The sequence below is a fragment of the Stenotrophomonas sp. YJH_SMC_53 genome (genome assembly GCF_059369995.1).
This window is the reverse complement of the sequence record NZ_JCAFTF010000003.1, coordinates 394,142-410,312: the sequence shown is the minus strand read 5'-3', so window position 1 is coordinate 410,312 and position 16,171 is coordinate 394,142. Positions and strand designations below refer to the sequence as shown.

Sequence of the window (16,171 nt, the reverse complement as noted above, 5' to 3'; positions counted from 1 at the left end):
AATCCTATGAGCGATACCCTCCGCGACCAGCTGATGGGCCTGGGCTTCAAGCCTGCGCCCAAGCCCGAGCGCAAGAATGATGGCCCCCGCCGTGATGGTCGCCCGCAGGGCAAGGGTGGCAACGGCAATGGAAAGCCGCAGGGCGCTGGCAAGGGCGAGCACAAGCCCGGCGAGCGTCGTGGGCATGGCCACGGCGGCCCGGGCAAGCCCGGCCAGTCACGTGGCCCAGGCCAGCAGGGCCCGCGCAAGCCGCGCAGCGCCGAAGAGATGGACCTGGCCAAGGCCTACGCCATCCGCGCGCAGAAGGAAAAGGAAGAGCGCATCGAGACCGAGCGCCTGAAGCAGGAAGAGGCGCGTGTGCGCCGCGAGGCCAAGGCCAAGCTGGAAGAACTGCTGAAGGACAAGAGCCTGAACTCGGAAGCGGCCGATATCGCCCGCCACTTCCCATATGGCGGCAAGATCAAGCGCATCTATGTGACCGCCGAACAGCTGACCGCGCTCAATGCCGGCGAGCTTGGGGTGGTCCAGCTCAATGGCCGCTACCTGCTGGTGACCGCCGAGGTGCTGGCGCAGTCCGAGGCGGTGTTCGCCGCGTCGGTGGCGCTGAAGGTCGATCCGAATGCGCCGGCCGAGGAGGATCCGTACGCGGACCCGCAATACCAGGTGCCGGACGACCTGGTCTGGTAAGCGCGTGACCGCCGCGGGCGCGCTGCCGTCGCGGCCGTGGGGGAAGGGATGACCGCTGATCCAAGCCGCGGCTACGTGCCGCACATTGACGGCCTGCGCGCGATCGCGGTGCTGGCCGTCATCGTGTTCCACCTGGACCCGGCCTGGTTGCCAGGCGGGTTCACTGGCGTGGATGTGTTCTTCGTCATCTCCGGTTTCGTGGTCAGCGCATCAGTACACCGGCTGCCGCCGCTGTCGCTGGGGCAGTCGATGCTGCGCTTCTATGCGCGTCGCATCCGTCGCATCGCTCCAGCGCTGCTGGCGTGCGTGTTGCTGACCGCTGTGGCGAGCGTGCTGTTCATTCCCGAGTCGTGGCTCAGCGAAGCCAGCGACAAGACGGGGCTGATGGCGTTGTTCGGCTTCAGCAACTGGGTGCTGGCGGCGATCGGCAACGATTACTTCGCGCCCAAGGCCGAATTCAATCCCTATACCCATACCTGGTCGCTGGGTGTGGAAGAGCAGTTCTACCTGCTGTTCCCGTTGCTGTTCCTGGCCTGGGCACGTGGCGCGCGCGGGCGTTGGATCAGCCTGGGCCTGTTCGCACTGGTCAGCATGGCATCGCTGCTGCACGCTGCGGTGCTGGGTCTGCGCGAGGCGCCGCCATCGTGGGCGTTCTACGCCACCAGCACCCGTCTCTGGCAACTGGGGCTGGGCGTGCTGCTGTTCCAGCTGCTGCACGTGCGGCAATCGCTGGACCCGGCAACCAGCCAGGCACTGAAGCGCGCTGCGCCGGTGTTTCCCCTGCTGGCCATGATGGCGCTGGCCCTGCTGGGGTGGGCGCTATGGTCCTCGCGTGCCGGGCGCTCGCCGTGGCCTGACGGCCTGCTGCCGGCCTTCGCCACCGCGGGCCTGCTCTGGGCGCTGCATCACCATCCGCAGGCGTGGGTGGCGCGCCTGTTGGCCAGCGCTCCGATGCGCCGCATCGGTCTGCTTTCGTACTCGCTGTACCTGTGGCACTGGCCGGTGTTCGTGCTGATGCGCTGGACCGTGGGCCTGCAGACACCCGGGCAGATGACCGCTGCGATGGTGCTGGTACTGGTGCTGTCATGGGCGTCGTGGCGCTGGGTGGAACAGCCGTTCCGCGGCACGTTGGCGCAGCGCCTGCGCCCCGGGCGTTGGGTGCTGGCCGGCGCGGTCGTACTGCTGTGCGCCGCCGGTATCCAGGCATTGCTCTATCAGCAGGCGCCACGACTGTCGCTGAGTACCGTCAGCCGGCATCCGGCCGATTGGTACCCCAATGGCAAGAGCGTGGCTGGCGATTATCCCAATTGCGCTCTGCTGGCTGCCAAGCATCGTTTCGAAGGCGGCAGTGCGCGGACCTTTGCCCGTGGAAACTGCGACCGCCCGACGCCGGCCGGCGCGCCGAAGCGGGTGTTTGTTGCCGGTGATTCGCATGCGATGGCTTACATCGAGCTGCTGCAGCGGCTGGCGCTGGAAACCGGCTCGGAGGTCTCCCTCTATGGCCGCGGCGGATGCCCGCAGGTGAGCCTGCAGAAGTGGCGTGGGGCGGGTGCCGGTTGCGCTGATTTCGATGCCGCGGTGTTCGCCGATATCGCGCGGCGCGCGCAGCCGGGCGATGCCGTGGTGCTGGTGTCGCTGCGGATGCCGCGCCTGTCCGATCAGTTCGTGCTGTTCGATGCGCGGGCGCAGCTGGCGGGCGAACTGACAGCGGAGGCCACGGCAGGGCGTGAGGCCGAAGCGGTCGAGGCGATCAAGCAGTGGAAGCCACTGGCCGAGCGCGGTGTGCGCATCGTGCTGGAGGCACCCAAGCCGGTGCTGCCGGCGCCGCCCTATCGCTGCTCGGACCGATTCAATTCGCGCAACGAAGTCTGCCGCAATGGCCTGGACAGCACGCGCGAGGCGATGGAAGCGCTGCGTGCGCCGATGCTGGGCAGCCTGCGGCAGGTGGTTGATGGACTGCCGGGTGGCGTGCTGTGGGACCCGATGCCGGTGCTGTGCGACGACGCGCTATGTCCCGCGCAGCGCGATGGCCGCCCGCTGTTCTTCGATGGCGATCATCTCAGCGCGCATGGCAACCGCGTGCTTCTGCCATCGCTGCAGCAGGTGTTGCTGCAGCGCTGAATCGGATCGTTGTCAGTGTGCGCCGTGGGTCCGGCGCGCGCGTATCAGCGGCAGGCTCAGCGCGAAGAAGCAGAGCAGGGCGCCAATCAGGGCGAAGCCGCTGCCGGCCAGGAACGCGGTGCGGCCGTCGTCGATCTTCCACAGTTGGCCGGCAATGAGCGCGCCCAGCACACCGCCGACACCGGACGAAAAGCCGTACAGCAGTCCTTGGCCGTGGCCGTTGAGACGACCGGGAAAGCAGGTCGCCAGCATCTGCATCGCTGCAGCGAAGAACGCGGCAAAGCCCAGCGCGTGCGCGGTCTGCGCCAGCAGCATCACCGGCAGGTTCTCCGGGAACAGTGCTGTCACAGCCCAGCGCAGGCAGGAACTGACCAGCGCGATCAGCAGCATCCAGCTGGCGTCGTAGCGGCGGAAGAAGCGGCCGATGGTGAAGAACACGCCCACTTCGAAGACCACGCCGATGGTCCACAGCAGGCCGAGGGTGGAGGTACGGTAACCGTGATGGTCCATGTAGACCGAAAAGAACGTGTAGTACGGGCCGAACGACAGCTGTTCCATGAAGGCGGCCAGGAAGAACGCCAGCACCGGCGGCCGGCGCACGATCTGCCAGAAGCCGCTGGCGTCACCCGCAGTCTTGCCGATGCCGCGCGCGTAGTGATTGCTGAAGGCCGAGGCAACCAGCAGCACGAACAGGGGCAGCATCATCCACGGCAACAATCCGGCGTGGTTGCCGGCGCCATCGCCTTCGATCAGCCAGCCGAACAAGGTGACCACGGCGATGAAGCCGAGCGAACCCCAGACCCGGATCAACCCGTAACGATGGCTGTCGTTGCCCAGGTGGGTGAGGGTGATCGACTCGAACTGCGGCATCACCGCGTTGTAGAAGAAGCAGAACACGATCATCGCCGGGTACATCCACGGCTGCGGCAGTGGCAGCAGGAAGGCAGCGAAGCTGAGCAGGGTCAGCACGCAGCCGACGCGCAGCAGGCGGATCGGCCGCGGTGATGCGGCCGCCAGCGAGGTCCAGGTACTGGGTGCGATCACGCGGGTGGCGTACCACAGGCCCATCATCACGCTGATCGCGGTCACGCTCATGCCGCGCGCGGTCAGGAACAGGCTCCAGTACGGCGTGAACGCGCCGAGCGCCGCGTAGTAGAACAGGTAGAAACTTGAGAGGCGGGCAACGGGAACGGTCATCGCGGGAATAATGCACGGTAGCGCCGGGCCATGCCCGGCGGACGGGAGATGACGCCGGGCATGGCCCGGCGCTACCGTGTCATTCGGGGTCGTAGTCGAGGTTGGAGGCCAGCCAGCGTTCGGCTTGGGCGCGGTCCACGCCCTTGCGCCGGGCATAGTCGGTGACCTGTTCGCGGCTGAGCCGCCCGACCACGAAGTACTGGCTCTGCGGATGGCTGAAGTAGTAGCCCGAGACAGCGGCCGTGGGCAGCATCGCGAAGCTCTCGGTCAGTTCCATGCCCGCGTTCTTCTCAGCCTGCAGCAGGTCGAACAGGCGGCGCTTCTCGCTGTGCTCGGGGCAGGCCGGGTAGCCCGGTGCCGGACGGATGCCGCGGTACTGCTCGTCGATCAGGGCCTCGTTGTCCAGCGTCTCGGCGCGGTCGTAGCCCCAGAATTCGGTACGCACGCGCTGGTGCAGGCGCTCGGCCAGCGCCTCGGCGAAGCGGTCGGCCAGTGCTTTCAGCAGGATCGCGTTGTAATCGTCATGCTCGGCCTCGAAGCGCGCGACGTGGGCGTCGATGCCGATGCCGGCGGTGACAGCGAACGCGCCGATCCAGTCCTGCTTTCCGCTGTCGGCCGGTGCAATGAAATCGGCCAGGCAGAAATCCGGGCGTTCGGCTGGCTTGTCCACCTGCTGGCGCAGGAAGTGCAGGGTGGTTTCGCCCTGTGCGTGCTGCACGCGGACATCGTCGCCGATGCTGTTGGCCGGCCACAGGCCGAACACGGCCTTGGCCGTCAGCCACTTCTCGCCGACGATGCGCTCGAGCATCGCACGGGCATCCTTGTACAGCTCGCTGGCCTGGGTACCGACGATCCCGTCGGTGAGGATCGCCGGGAACTTGCCGGCCAGCTCCCAGGCCTGGAAGAACGGCGTCCAGTCGATGTAGTCGACCAGTTCGGCCAGGGGATAGTCGTCGAACACGTGCAGGCCGGGCTGATTCGGTGTCGGTGGAGTGTAGTTGTCCCAGCCGCCATGGAATTTCTGCGCGCGCGCATGTTCCAGTGTGACCAGGCGCTTGGCGTCGCCCCGGTTGCGGTGGCGTGCGCGGATTTCGGCATAGTCGGCTTCGTTGGCGGCAACGAAGGCCTCGCGCAGATCACGCGAGATCAGCGACTGCGCCACGCCAACCGCGCGCGACGCAACCTTCACCCACACTGTCGGCGCCTTGTAGTGCGGGTCGATCTTCAGCGCGGTATGCGCACGCGAAGTGGTCGCGCCCCCGATCAGCAGCGGCAGGTCGAAGCCCTGGCGCTCCATCTCGCGGGCGACGTGGCTCATCTCCTCCAGGGACGGGGTGATCAGCCCGGACAGGCCGATCAGGTCTGCGTTGTGCTCGCGGGCAGCATCGAGGATCTTCTGCGCCGGCACCATCACGCCGAGGTCGACCACGTCGAAGTTGTTGCAGGCCAGTACGACGCCGACGATGTTCTTGCCGATGTCATGCACATCGCCCTTCACCGTGGCCATGATGATCTTGCCGTTGCTCTTGGCGGTGTCACCGCTGCGCGCCTTTTCCGCCTCGATGTAAGGCAGCAGGTAGGCCACGGCCTTCTTCATCACGCGCGCGGATTTCACCACCTGTGGCAGGAACATCTTGCCGGCGCCGAACAGGTCGCCGACGATGTTCATGCCGTCCATAAGCGGTCCTTCGATCACGTCCAGCGGGCGGCTGGAGGCCTGCCGGGCCAGTTCGGTGTCTTCCTCGACGAAGGCATCCAAGCCGTGTACCAGGGCATGTGCCAAGCGCTGTGCCACCGGCTTGTCGCGCCAGGCCAGATCTTCGGTCTTCGCCGCGCCCTTCTTGCCCTTGTAGCGCTCGGCGATCTCCAGCAGGCGCTCGGTGGCATCGCTTCGACGGTTGAGGATCACGTCCTCGACACGCTCGCGCAGGTCCGGCTCCAGTTCGTCGTAGATCGGCATCGCGCCGGCGTTGACGATGCCCATGTCCATGCCGGCGGCGATCGCGTGGTACAGGAACACCGAATGGATGGCCTGGCGCACGGTTTCGTTGCCTCGGAACGAGAACGAGACGTTGGAGACGCCGCCGGAGACATGGCAGTGCGGAAGGGTCTGCTTGATGATGCGGGTGGCTTCGATGAAGTCCACCGCGTAGTTGTCGTGCTCTTCGATGCCGGTGGCGACGGCGAAGATGTTCGGGTCGAAGATGATGTCCTGCGGCGGGAAGCCGATCTCGTCGACCAGGATGCGGTAGGCGCGTGTGCAGATCTCGACCTTGCGCGCACAGGTGTCTGCCTGCCCGGCCTCGTCAAACGCCATCACCACTGCCGCGGCACCATAGCGCAGCACCTTGCGCGCGTGCTCGCGGAACAGCGCTTCGCCTTCCTTCAGCGAGATCGAGTTGACCACGCTCTTGCCCTGCAGGCATTTCAGGCCGGCCTCGATCACGCTCCACTTGGAGGAGTCGACCATCACCGGGATGCGCGCGATGTCCGGCTCGGACATGATCAGGTTGAGGTAGCGCGTCATCGCCGCTTCCGAATCGATCAGGCCCTCGTCCATGTTGACGTCGAGGATCTGCGCGCCGCTGGCCACCTGCTGGCGGGCCACGTCCACCGCCTCCTCGTAGCGGCCTTCCTTGATCAGCTTGCGGAACTGCGCGCTGCCGGTGACGTTGGTGCGTTCGCCGACATTGATGAACAGCAGGTCCGGGGTGATGACCAGAGGTTCCAGGCCGGACAGGCGGGTAGGGCGGACAGGCGTCATGGCAGGCGTCGGCTCAACAGCGGTAGGGCGGGAAGTGCGGGACAGTGGCGGCAACGTTCATGCGGCCTGCTCCCGGGTGCCGGGCAGTGCGCGCGGCGGCAGTCCGGCCACGGCATTGGCAATTGCACGGATATGCTCGGGGGTGGAGCCACAGCAGCCGCCGACCAGGTTCAACAGGCCATCCTCGGCGAAGCCGCGCAGGGTGGTGGCCATCTCTTCAGGGGTTTCGTCGTACTCGCCGAACGCGTTGGGCAGGCCTGCATTGGGGTGGGCGCTGACGTAACAGTCGGCGACCTGCGAGAGGGTTTCCACATGCGGGCGCATCGCATCGGCACCCAGCGCGCAGTTCAATCCGATCGACAACGGCCGGGCGTGGGCGAGAGATGCGTGGAAGGCCTCGGCGGTCTGCCCGGACAGGGTGCGACCGGAAGCGTCGGTGATGGTGCCGGAGATCATCACCGGCAGCCGCGCGCCGCGCGCATCGAACGCTTCCTCCAGCGCATACAGCGCGGCCTTGGCGTTGAGCGTGTCGAAGATGGTCTCGACCATGAGGGTGTCGGCGCCGCCGTCGATCAGGCCCTCGATGGCTTCGCGGTAGGTGTCGCGCAGCTCGTCGAAGCTGGTGTTGCGGAAGCCGGGATCGTTGACGTCAGGGCTGATCGAAGCGGTGCGGCTGGTCGGGCCGATCACCCCGATTACGAACCGCGGCTTGCCCGGGGTGGTTGCGGCCACTGCATCACAGCACGCGCGCGCGACCGCAGCGCCGGCCTTGTTCAACTCGTACACCAGGTGTTCGAGGTGGTAGTCGGCCTGGCTGACCGACGTGGCGTTGAAGGTGTTGGTCTCGACCAGATCTGCGCCCGCTTCCAGGTAGGCGGTGTGGATGTCGGCGACGATCTGCGGCCGGGTCAGCAGCAGCAGATCGTTGTTGCCCTTCAGGTCATGGCCTTCCGGTGTGGCGTGATCGCAGCCGGGGCCATGCAGATGGTCGTAGCCATCGGCGAAGCGCTCGCCACGGTAATCGTCTTCCTGCAGGCCATGGCGCTGGATCATCGTACCCATCGCGCCGTCGATGATCAGGATCCGCTCGCGCAGGGCGTCGAGCAGGGCGTTGGCACGATCTGGATGCAACCAGGGCAGGGCGGGCATGGCGGTCTCGGGCTCAGGGCTTGTTGGCGATCAGCGAAATCACTTCGAAGTGCGGCGGACGCTTCTCGCGGGTGACCGTCTCCAGGCTGGACACCTGCAGGCCGGCCTTGTCGACGAACCTGCGCAGTTCCTTGTCGCTGAAGCCGAGGTTGACGTGGCCATAGGCCTCCACGGCCGCCTTGTGCTCGTGCCGGGCCAGGCTGCACAGCAGCAGGCGGCCACCCGGTCGCAGTACGCGCGCGGCTTCGGTCACTGCCTGCGCCGGTTTGCTGGCGTAGGTCAACGCGTGCATCAGCACGACCAGATCGAAGCTGCTGTCCTTGAACGGCAGGGCATGCATGTCGCCCTCGCGCACTTCCACATTGGGCAGGCGGCGCAGGCGCTCGCTGGCGGCGGCGACCACGCGTGCGCTGGTGTCGATACAGATGTAGCGCTTGGCATGCGGGGCAACCAGTTCGGCCAGCACGCCATCACCGGAGGCAATGTCCAGCACGTCGCCGGTTTCCAGCAGTGGCAGCGCGGTGCGCGCAAGGGCCTCCCAGGTCCGGCCTGGAGAGTAGTGGCGCTCCATGTCGCCGGCCACGCTGTCGGCCCAGTTCTGGTCGGAGGCGCGGTGGGCCAGCACGGCGGCGACGCGTTCGGCGTCCTGGCGAAGCAGCGGGTCATCGCTTCCATTGCTCAAGGCATGCCACAATGCACGCTGCGCCGGGTCCAGCTGGGCCTCGTCGAAGCGGTAATAGGCCGACACGCCGGCACGGCGGTCGCGAACCAGGCCGGCTTCCTTCAGGCGCGCCAGATGGGTGGACACCCGCGGCTGTGCCAGCCGGGTGATCGCCGACAGTTCGGCCACGGTCAGTTCCTCCTGCTCCAGCAGCGCCAGCAGGCGCACGCGAGTGGCATCGGCGAACACCTTCAGGCGGGTCGACCAGTCTTCCAGATCCATAAACATCTACCTATCGCGATATAGAGATATATTCGCTGAAGGGGCTGTCGCGGTCAAGTCGCCAGCGTACGGAAACTGCCGGGCCCCGGTACAATCGGAGCACCTGGGCGCGCCGTATGCGGCCCATAACTTCATGTACCCGGGAGGGTGTTGTGGATTTCAGCTTTACCGAAGAGCAGTTGATGCTGCAGGACGTTGCGCGGCGCATCGCGCAGGAGAAGATCGCCCCCAGTGCGGAGCATCATGACCGCACCGGCGAGTTCCCGCTGGACAACATCCGCCTGCTGGGCGAGAACGGCCTGATGGGCATTGAAGTGCCGACCGAATACGGCGGTGCGGGCATGGACCCGGTTGCGTACGTGCTGGCGATGGTGGAGGTCGCCGCCGCCGACGCAGCCCATTCGACCATCATGTCGGTCAACAATTCGCTGTTCTGCAACGGCATCCTGACCCACGGTACCGAGCAGCAGAAGCAGACCTACGTACGTGCCATCGCCGAAGGCACGGCCATCGGCGCGTTCGCGCTGACCGAGCCGCAGTCCGGTTCCGATGCCACCGCCATGCGCTGCCGCGCGGTGAAGCAGGCCGACGGCACCTTCGTCATCAATGGCAAGAAGAGCTGGATCACCTCCGGTCCGGTGGCCAAGTACATCGTGCTGTTCGCGATGAGCGAGCCGGACAAGGCCGCGCGCGGCATCACCGCCTTCATCATCGATACCGACAAGGCCGGTTTCGGTCGTGGCAAGACCGAGCCCAAGCTGGGCATCCGCGCCTCGGCCACCTGCGAGATCGAGTTCAACGACTACGTGGCGCAGGCCGAAGACGTGCTGGGCCAGGAAGGCGAGGGATTCAAGATCGCCATGAGCGTGCTCGATGCCGGTCGCATCGGCATCGCTTCGCAGGCCATCGGCATCGCCCGTGCCGCCTATGAAGCGACGATTGAATACGTCAAGGAGCGCAAGGCATTCGGCGCGGCCATCGGTACCTTCCAGATGACCCAGGCCAAGATTGCCGACATGAAGTGCAAGCTGGACGCAGCGCTGCTGCTGACCCTGCGCGCGGCGTGGGTGAAGGGCCAGGGCAAGCGCTTCAGCAATGAGGCTGCCATTGCCAAGCTGACCGCCTCTGAGGCGGCGATGTGGATTACCCACCAGGCGGTGCAGATCCACGGCGGCATGGGGTATTCCAAGGAAATGCCGCTGGAGCGCTACTTCCGTGATGCCAAGATCACCGAGATCTACGAAGGTACTTCGGAGATCCAGCGCCTGGTGATCGCCCGCAACGAAACCGGGCTGCGCTGAGTCGCATGGCCGCGCCGCCGCAATGGCGGCGCGGCGGTAGGTCCACGCCACGCGTGGATGCGCTGTTCTCTGGCCGTCTGTAGAGCCGAGCCCATGCTCGGCTCCGGTACAAGCAGCCGAGCATGGGCTCGGCTCTACAGAGCGGCAACCTGCGCATCGCCATACATTTCATTCTGCGGCGCCCTCCCAAAGCCCCGCTACAATGCAGGCCGTTTTTTTCATGGGTCTGCACGATGATCTATCGCGGTTGGGGAATCATGACGCTGGTGACGCCGATTGCAGCGATCCTGCTGCTGGCGTACTTCTTTCCGCATGACGGCCCCAAGGGCAATACTCCGCTGTCACAGGTTCTGTTGGGCGCAGGCCTCGGCGCAGCGGTGAACGTGGTGCTGGGCCTGTGGCTCAACCGTGCGCCGCGGCAGAAGGGGGAGGCCGCGCCCCACCATTTCTTCTTCGTACCCATGCAGTGGGCCTCGCTGATTCTGGTGGCGGTGTGCGCCGTGGTCGCGGTGATGCGCTGAGGCGTTGCCCGAACAGCGCCAACCCAGGTTGACGGATATCGGCCATGCCGTTGTTCCGGTAGATGCCAACCTGGGTTGGCATGAATTCAATTGTGGCAATAAAAAGGCCCCGGATCGCTCCGGGGCCTTCTCGTTCTCAGCGCAGCACCGGATCAACGATCCGGACGATGTGCGGCATCCGCATCGCGCTGGCGTTCCATGAACTCCTTGGACGGTTCGTCCAGCTTGTCGCCCAGCATGCGGCGCACGACCACGAAGAACACCGGGATCATCAGCAGGCCGAGCAGGGTGGCGAACAGCATGCCGCCGATCACGCCGGTACCGATGGCGTGGCGGGAGTTGGCGCCGGCACCGGTGGAGATCGCCATCGGGATCACGCCCATGATGAACGCGAACGATGTCATCAGGATCGGGCGGAAACGCAGGCGCGCCGCTTCGATGGTGGCATCACGCAGGTTCTTGCCTGCTGCGCGCTGCTCCACCGCGAACTCCACGATCAGGATCGCGTTCTTCGCCGCCAGGCCGATCACGGTGATCAGGCCGATCTTGAAGAACAGATCGTTGGGCAGGCCGCGCAGCATCGACAGGCCGAGGGCACCCAGCACGCCCAGCGGCACCACCAGCAGCACCGCCACCGGGATCGACCAGCTTTCATACAGGGCGGCAAGGCACAGGAACACCACCACGATGGACAGCACCAGCAGCAGGGTCGCAGCGTTGCCGGCCAGGATTTCCTGGTAGGACATGCCCGACCAGTCGTAGCCGAAGCCGGCCGGCAGGTCGTCGTTGACGATGCCTTCCATGGTCTGCATCGCCTCACCCGAGCTGGTGCCCGGTGCCTGCGAACCGACGATGTTGATCGCCGAGTAGCCGTTGTAGCGGCTCAGCGACGGCGGCGCCGACACCCATTCGGACTTGACCACCGTGTTCAACGGGATCATCGCGTTGGTGCCATCGGCGTTCTGGGTCAGGCTGGACGGGCTGTAGAAGCTCTTCAGCGATTCCTGGCCAGTGCGGTACGGACCATCGGCCTGCATGGTCACGCGCTTGATGCGGCCTTCGTAGAAGAAGTCGTTGACGTACACCGGGGCCAGCATCAGCTGGATGGTGCTGTACACGTCCGACACCGACATGCCCATCGACTGCGCCTGCACGCGGTCCACGTGCAGCTGCAGCTGCGGCGCGTTTTCCAGGCCGTTGGGGCGCACGCCAACCAGGTGGTCCGGCTTCTGCGCGGCCTGGCCGAGCAGGATGTTGCGGGCCTGGGTCAACTGTTCGTAGCCGGCACCGCTACGGTCCTGCAGCCACATGTCAAAGCCACCGAACTGGCCGAGGCCCTGCACGGTGGGCAGGTTGACCACGAAGATCTGCGCTTCCTTGATGCCGTAGAACGCGCCGTTCATGTTCTGGATGAACTCGGGCGCGGTGAACTTGCGTTCCTCCCACGGCTTCAGGCGGATGAAGCCCATGCCCACGTTCTCGCCGGAACCGACGAAGCTGAAGCCGGCCACCTGAAGCATGCCTTCATAGCCATCCTGCTTTTCCAGGATGCCACGCATCTGCGCGAACACTTCGTTGGTCTGGCCCTTGGTCGAGCCCGGCGGCAGCTGCACGATCGCCAGCGCATAGCCCTGGTCTTCTTCCGGCAGGAAGCTGCCCGGCATGCGGGTGAACAGGAAGCCGCACAGCGCGGTCAGCACCACGAACAGGATCATCCAGCGCGGCGCATGGCGCACCGCCGAGGTGATGTGCCCCACGTAGGTGTGGCTGATCTTGTCGTAGTACTTGTTGAAGGTGCGGTAGACGATGTTCGGGTTGTCGTTGTGCGTCGGCTTGAGGAAGGTCGCGCACAGCGCCGGGGTGAAGCCCAGCGCCAGGAACGCCGAGAACGCCATCGAGATGGCGATGGTCAGCGCGAACTGCTTGTAGATCTCACCGGCGGCACCGCCCTGCAGGGCGGAGGGGATGAACACCGCGGCCAGCACGACGGTGATCGCCACCACCGCGCCGGTGATCTGGGTCATCGCCTTCTGCGTGGCCGGCTTCGGCGCCAGGCCCTCCTCGGTCATGATGCGTTCGACGTTCTCGATCACCACGATCGCGTCGTCGACCACGATGCCGATCGCCAGCACCATCGCGAACAGCGTCAGCTGGTTGATCGTGAAGCCGATCATCCACATGCCCAGGAAGGTACCGAGCAGGGCCACCGGGATGACCAGGGTCGGGATCAGCGTGGCGCGGAAGTTCTGCAGGAAGATCAGCATCACCAGGAACACCAGGAACACTGCTTCAAACAGTGTCTTGACCACTTCCTGGATCGAGATCTTGACGAAGGTGGTGCTGTCGTACGGCGAGAACCAGGTGACCCCGGCCGGGAAGCTGGGCTGCAGCTCGTCCATCTTGGCGCGCACCGCTTCGGCCACGTTCAGGGCGTTGGCGCCCGGCAGCAGCTGGATGGCGAAGGCGCCGGTCGGCTTGCCGTTGTACTGGGTGTCGAAGCCGTAGTTGTTGGCACCGAAGGCGACGCGGGCGATGTCCTTCAGCAGCACGCGCGAGCCATCAGCGTTGGCACGCAGGATGATGTTCTCGAATTCCTGCGGCGAGCTGAAGCGACCTTCGGCCGAGACCGTGGCGGTGAAGTGCTGGCCTTCCGGCGACGGATCCGAACCCAGCGCGCCGGCGGCGAACTGCACGTTCTGCGCACGCACCGCGGCCAGTACCTGGCTGGCCGACAGGCCGTAGCCCTGCATCTTTTCCGGGTTCAGCCAGATGTTCATGGCGTACTCGGAACCGAACTGCTGGGTGCTGCCGACGCCGGGGATGCGCGAGACCTGGTCGAGCACGCGCGAGCCCACGATGTCGTTCAGCGCGTCACGGTTGATGGTCGGGGTATCGGACTGCAGCGCCACCACCATCAGGAAGCCGGCGTTGGCCTTGGCCACCACCACGCCCTGCTGGGTGACTTCCGAAGGCAGGCGTGGCGTGGCCAGCGAGACCTTGTTCTGCACCTGCACCTGGGCGATGTCCGGATCGGTACCGGTCTCGAAGGTCAGGGTGATCTGCGCACGGCCGTTGGAGGCGGACGAGGAGCTGAAGTACAGCAGGTGATCGATGCCGGTCAGCTGCTGCTCGATCACCTGGGTGACCGACTTTTCCGTGGTATCGGCGCTGGCGCCCGGATAGGTCGCCGAGACGGTGACCTGCGGCGGGGCGATGTTGGGATAGGACTCCACGCCCAGGTTGAGGATCGCGATCACGCCGCTGAGCGAGATCAGGATCGCAACCACCCAGGCGAAGACTGGATGTTCGATGAAAAATTTAGGCATGACGGAAGGTTCCCGTTACTGCTTGTTCGAATCGGTGGCGGCCGGCTTGGCCGCATCGGCCTGCTCGGGCCTGGCCGCGTCGGCCGGTGCCTTGCCTGCAGCCGGTGCAGCGCCCGCCGGGGCGGCGCCGCCTGCGGCCGGCTTGCCGTTGGCGTCCTGGCCAGGGGTCCACGGCTTGGCCACCGCCGGTGCACCTTCCTTGACCTTCTGCACGCCGGCCACGATCACCTTGTCACCGGCGGCCAGGCCGTCGCTGACCAGCCAGTTGCCGTTCTGCGCGCCATCGGTCTTCACGTTCTTGCGCACGACCTTGCCGTCGGCGCCGACCACCATCACGTAGCCGCCGGTGGTATCGCGCAGCAGGGCCTGCTGCGGCACCAGGAAGGCGTTGTTGCGCTCGCCCAGGTTGGCCTGGAAGCTGACGAAGGCGCCCGGCAGCAGGATCTGCTGCGGGTTCGGCAGCAGCGCGCGCAACGACACGGCGCCGGTGGCCGGGTCGACCGTGGTCGAGGAGAAGTCCAGCGTGCCCGGCTCACCATAGGTGGTGCCGTCGGCGAGCTTGACGTTGACCGTAGCCTTGCCGTCGCCGGACAGCGCCAGCGCGCCCTTGGCCTGCTGCGCGCGCAGCTGGGTCAGCTCGTCCACGCTCAACGAGAAGTTGACGTACAGCGGGTCGAGCTGGTCGACGGTGGTCAGCAGGGTCACATCGCCCTGGCCCACCAGCGCGCCCTCGGTGACCTGCTGCTTGTTGGCCACGCCACTGATCGGCGCGGTCACTTCGGCATAGCCCAGGTTGATCCGCGAGGAGGTCACTGCCGCTTCGGCCTGTTTGACCGCGGCCAGCGCGGTGCGCTCGGCCGATTCGGCGTTGTCCAGGTCGGACTTGGAGACGAACTGCTGCGGGGCCAGCGAGCGTGCGCGGTCGGCGGCGACCTTGGCGTTGGCGTAGGTCGCGCGGGCCGAGGCCAGCTGGGCCTCGGAGGCGTTGAGCGAGGCACGCAGCGGCGCCGGGTCGATCAGGAACAGGGTCTGGCCCTGCTTGACCTGCGAGCCTTCCTGGTAGACGCGCTTGAGCAGCACGCCGGGCACGCGTGCGCGGACGTCGGCGCTGCGGAACGGCGACAGGCGGCCGGCCAGTTCGCGCTGCAGCGGCAGGGTCTGCGGCTTGGCGTCGATCACGCCCACCTCCGGCGGCGGGGGCGTCTGCTGTTCCGGCTTCTTGCAGGCAGCCAGCGCGACAGCAACGGCGCACGTCAAGGCAAGGGTGCGGAGTGGGGCGGTCATCAGGAGGAACTCCGGGGTTGGTTTGTAGACGGGGCCGGCGACGGCTGAGGCGCGAAGGCGCGCAGGAAGCTGTCGACGGAGAACTCTGCCCAGCGCCGACGCAAGAGCGCGTCATCACGGTGGGGGGTATGGAAGCGCTGTTTGTCGAAATCCTGACCGGCGATCATGCTCAGCAGCAGTTCGGCCATGAAGTGCGGGTCGTCATGCCGGAGCTGGCCCTGCATGCAAACGGTTTCAATCCATTCAGCAAGATGAAGCGACAACGCGCCGGCACCATGCCGGTACAGCGTACGCGCCTCTTCGGGAAACTGGGCCGCCTCGGCCGCGATCAGCCGGCAGGCCTGCCCTACGTGCGGTTGGTTGAAATGCTCCAGGAAGTCGGTGGCGAACTGGAGCAGGCTGGCACGCAGGTCGTCACTGCGGAGTGCACGAACCATGGCCCCGGTGGCGTGGCCGACGTGGCGCTGCATTACCCGGCGCAGCAGTTGCTGCTTGCTGCCATAGCGCGAGTAGAGGGTCTGCTTGGAACAGCCGGCATGCTGGGCCACCGCGTCCATGCTCATCTGGATGCCCTGCTGGGCCAGCAGTTCGCGCACGGCATCGAACACGCGCTCATCGCGTGCGTCGAGGGCAACGGGGAGGTAGGCCGGGTTCACGCGGTGGACTATACCGTCCAGTTCAGGATTGTGGAATCGAATCGGCGTCGCCGCGTGTGTCTTCCGGTAACACGCTTTGCCGATCCTGTCGGCAGTGCTGAAGCAGGCGCCAGCTCCATACCGGAGCGAACTGAATAGGCGTCTAAACCGCAGCAAACCCGAATCTGCTTATTCCGTCCTGCAGCAAGGCCTTTTCGTGCGGTAGGGCTACAATTTCATTTT

11 protein-coding genes are annotated in these 16,171 nt (G+C 66.0%); 4 read left to right on the top strand and 7 right to left on the bottom strand.

The window, feature by feature from the left end:
* The first annotated feature begins 6 nt into the window (after positions 1-6).
* Complete coding sequence (locus AC5P7X_RS07105; RefSeq protein WP_005417446.1) at positions 7-687, top strand: DUF2058 domain-containing protein; 681 nt, start codon at positions 7-9, stop codon at positions 685-687.
* Positions 688-735: 48 nt separating this feature from the next.
* Positions 736-2,808, top strand: a complete 2,073-nt coding sequence (locus AC5P7X_RS07100; protein WP_329842440.1) for an acyltransferase family protein — start codon at positions 736-738, stop codon at positions 2,806-2,808.
* Between the two features lie 12 nt (positions 2,809-2,820).
* On the opposite strand, the gene AC5P7X_RS07095 is transcribed toward AC5P7X_RS07100, so the two are convergent.
* The 4 genes from AC5P7X_RS07095 to AC5P7X_RS07080 all read right to left on the bottom strand — a co-directional run bounded on the left by AC5P7X_RS07095 (position 2,821) and on the right by AC5P7X_RS07080 (position 8,861).
* A complete protein-coding gene (locus AC5P7X_RS07095; RefSeq protein WP_495214664.1) occupies positions 2,821-4,005 on the bottom strand; it encodes an MFS transporter in 1,185 nt (394 codons plus the stop codon).
* A 79-nt stretch (positions 4,006-4,084) separates the two neighbouring features.
* Complete coding sequence (gene metH / locus AC5P7X_RS07090; protein WP_495214663.1) at positions 4,085-6,769, bottom strand: methionine synthase; 2,685 nt, start codon at positions 6,767-6,769, stop codon at positions 4,085-4,087.
* A 57-nt stretch (positions 6,770-6,826) separates the two neighbouring features.
* Complete coding sequence (locus AC5P7X_RS07085; RefSeq protein ID WP_329842441.1) at positions 6,827-7,918, bottom strand: homocysteine S-methyltransferase family protein; 1,092 nt, start codon at positions 7,916-7,918, stop codon at positions 6,827-6,829.
* 13 nt (positions 7,919-7,931) lie between these two features.
* A complete protein-coding gene (locus AC5P7X_RS07080) occupies positions 7,932-8,861 on the bottom strand; it encodes an ArsR/SmtB family transcription factor (RefSeq protein WP_049465810.1) in 930 nt (309 codons plus the stop codon).
* A gap of 152 nt (positions 8,862-9,013) precedes the next feature.
* On the opposite strand from AC5P7X_RS07080, the gene AC5P7X_RS07075 reads away from it, so the two are divergent.
* Together AC5P7X_RS07075 and AC5P7X_RS07070 are read left to right on the top strand one after the other, a co-directional pair.
* A complete protein-coding gene (locus AC5P7X_RS07075) occupies positions 9,014-10,162 on the top strand; it encodes an acyl-CoA dehydrogenase family protein (RefSeq protein ID WP_005417433.1) in 1,149 nt (382 codons plus the stop codon).
* A 122-nt stretch (positions 10,163-10,284) separates the two neighbouring features.
* A complete protein-coding gene (locus AC5P7X_RS07070; protein ID WP_229766042.1) occupies positions 10,285-10,683 on the top strand; it encodes a hypothetical protein in 399 nt (132 codons plus the stop codon).
* Between the two features lie 152 nt (positions 10,684-10,835).
* Here the strand turns inward: AC5P7X_RS07070 and AC5P7X_RS07065 are convergent, their stop codons facing one another.
* Genes AC5P7X_RS07065 through AC5P7X_RS07055 form a run of 3 tightly spaced genes read right to left on the bottom strand, consistent with a single transcriptional unit; the run spans position 10,836 to position 15,949 of the window.
* Positions 10,836-14,009, bottom strand: a complete 3,174-nt coding sequence (locus AC5P7X_RS07065; RefSeq protein WP_053499470.1) for a multidrug efflux RND transporter permease subunit — start codon at positions 14,007-14,009, stop codon at positions 10,836-10,838.
* A 15-nt stretch (positions 14,010-14,024) separates the two neighbouring features.
* Positions 14,025-15,293: an efflux RND transporter periplasmic adaptor subunit gene (locus AC5P7X_RS07060; protein ID WP_495214661.1), complete on the bottom strand. Its 1,269-nt coding sequence runs from the start codon at positions 15,291-15,293 to the stop codon at positions 14,025-14,027.
* Complete coding sequence (locus AC5P7X_RS07055) at positions 15,293-15,949, bottom strand: TetR/AcrR family transcriptional regulator (RefSeq protein WP_005417420.1); 657 nt, start codon at positions 15,947-15,949, stop codon at positions 15,293-15,295. Before AC5P7X_RS07055 ends, AC5P7X_RS07060 begins: the two co-directional genes overlap by 1 nt.
* Positions 15,950-16,171: the final 222 nt, after the last annotated feature.

Coding starts and splice junctions, on each gene's coding strand:
- AC5P7X_RS07105 (WP_005417446.1), top strand. CDS start 7: ATGAGCGATACCCTCCGCGACCAGCTGATGGGCCTGGGCTTCAAGCCT.
- AC5P7X_RS07100 (WP_329842440.1), top strand. CDS start 736: ATGACCGCTGATCCAAGCCGCGGCTACGTGCCGCACATTGACGGCCTG.
- AC5P7X_RS07095 (WP_495214664.1), bottom strand. CDS start 4,005: ATGACCGTTCCCGTTGCCCGCCTCTCAAGTTTCTACCTGTTCTACTAC.
- metH (WP_495214663.1), bottom strand. CDS start 6,769: ATGACGCCTGTCCGCCCTACCCGCCTGTCCGGCCTGGAACCTCTGGTC.
- AC5P7X_RS07085 (WP_329842441.1), bottom strand. CDS start 7,918: ATGCCCGCCCTGCCCTGGTTGCATCCAGATCGTGCCAACGCCCTGCTC.
- AC5P7X_RS07080 (WP_049465810.1), bottom strand. CDS start 8,861: ATGGATCTGGAAGACTGGTCGACCCGCCTGAAGGTGTTCGCCGATGCC.
- AC5P7X_RS07070 (WP_229766042.1), top strand. CDS start 10,285: ATGGGCTCGGCTCTACAGAGCGGCAACCTGCGCATCGCCATACATTTC.
- AC5P7X_RS07065 (WP_053499470.1), bottom strand. CDS start 14,009: ATGCCTAAATTTTTCATCGAACATCCAGTCTTCGCCTGGGTGGTTGCG.
- AC5P7X_RS07060 (WP_495214661.1), bottom strand. CDS start 15,293: ATGACCGCCCCACTCCGCACCCTTGCCTTGACGTGCGCCGTTGCTGTC.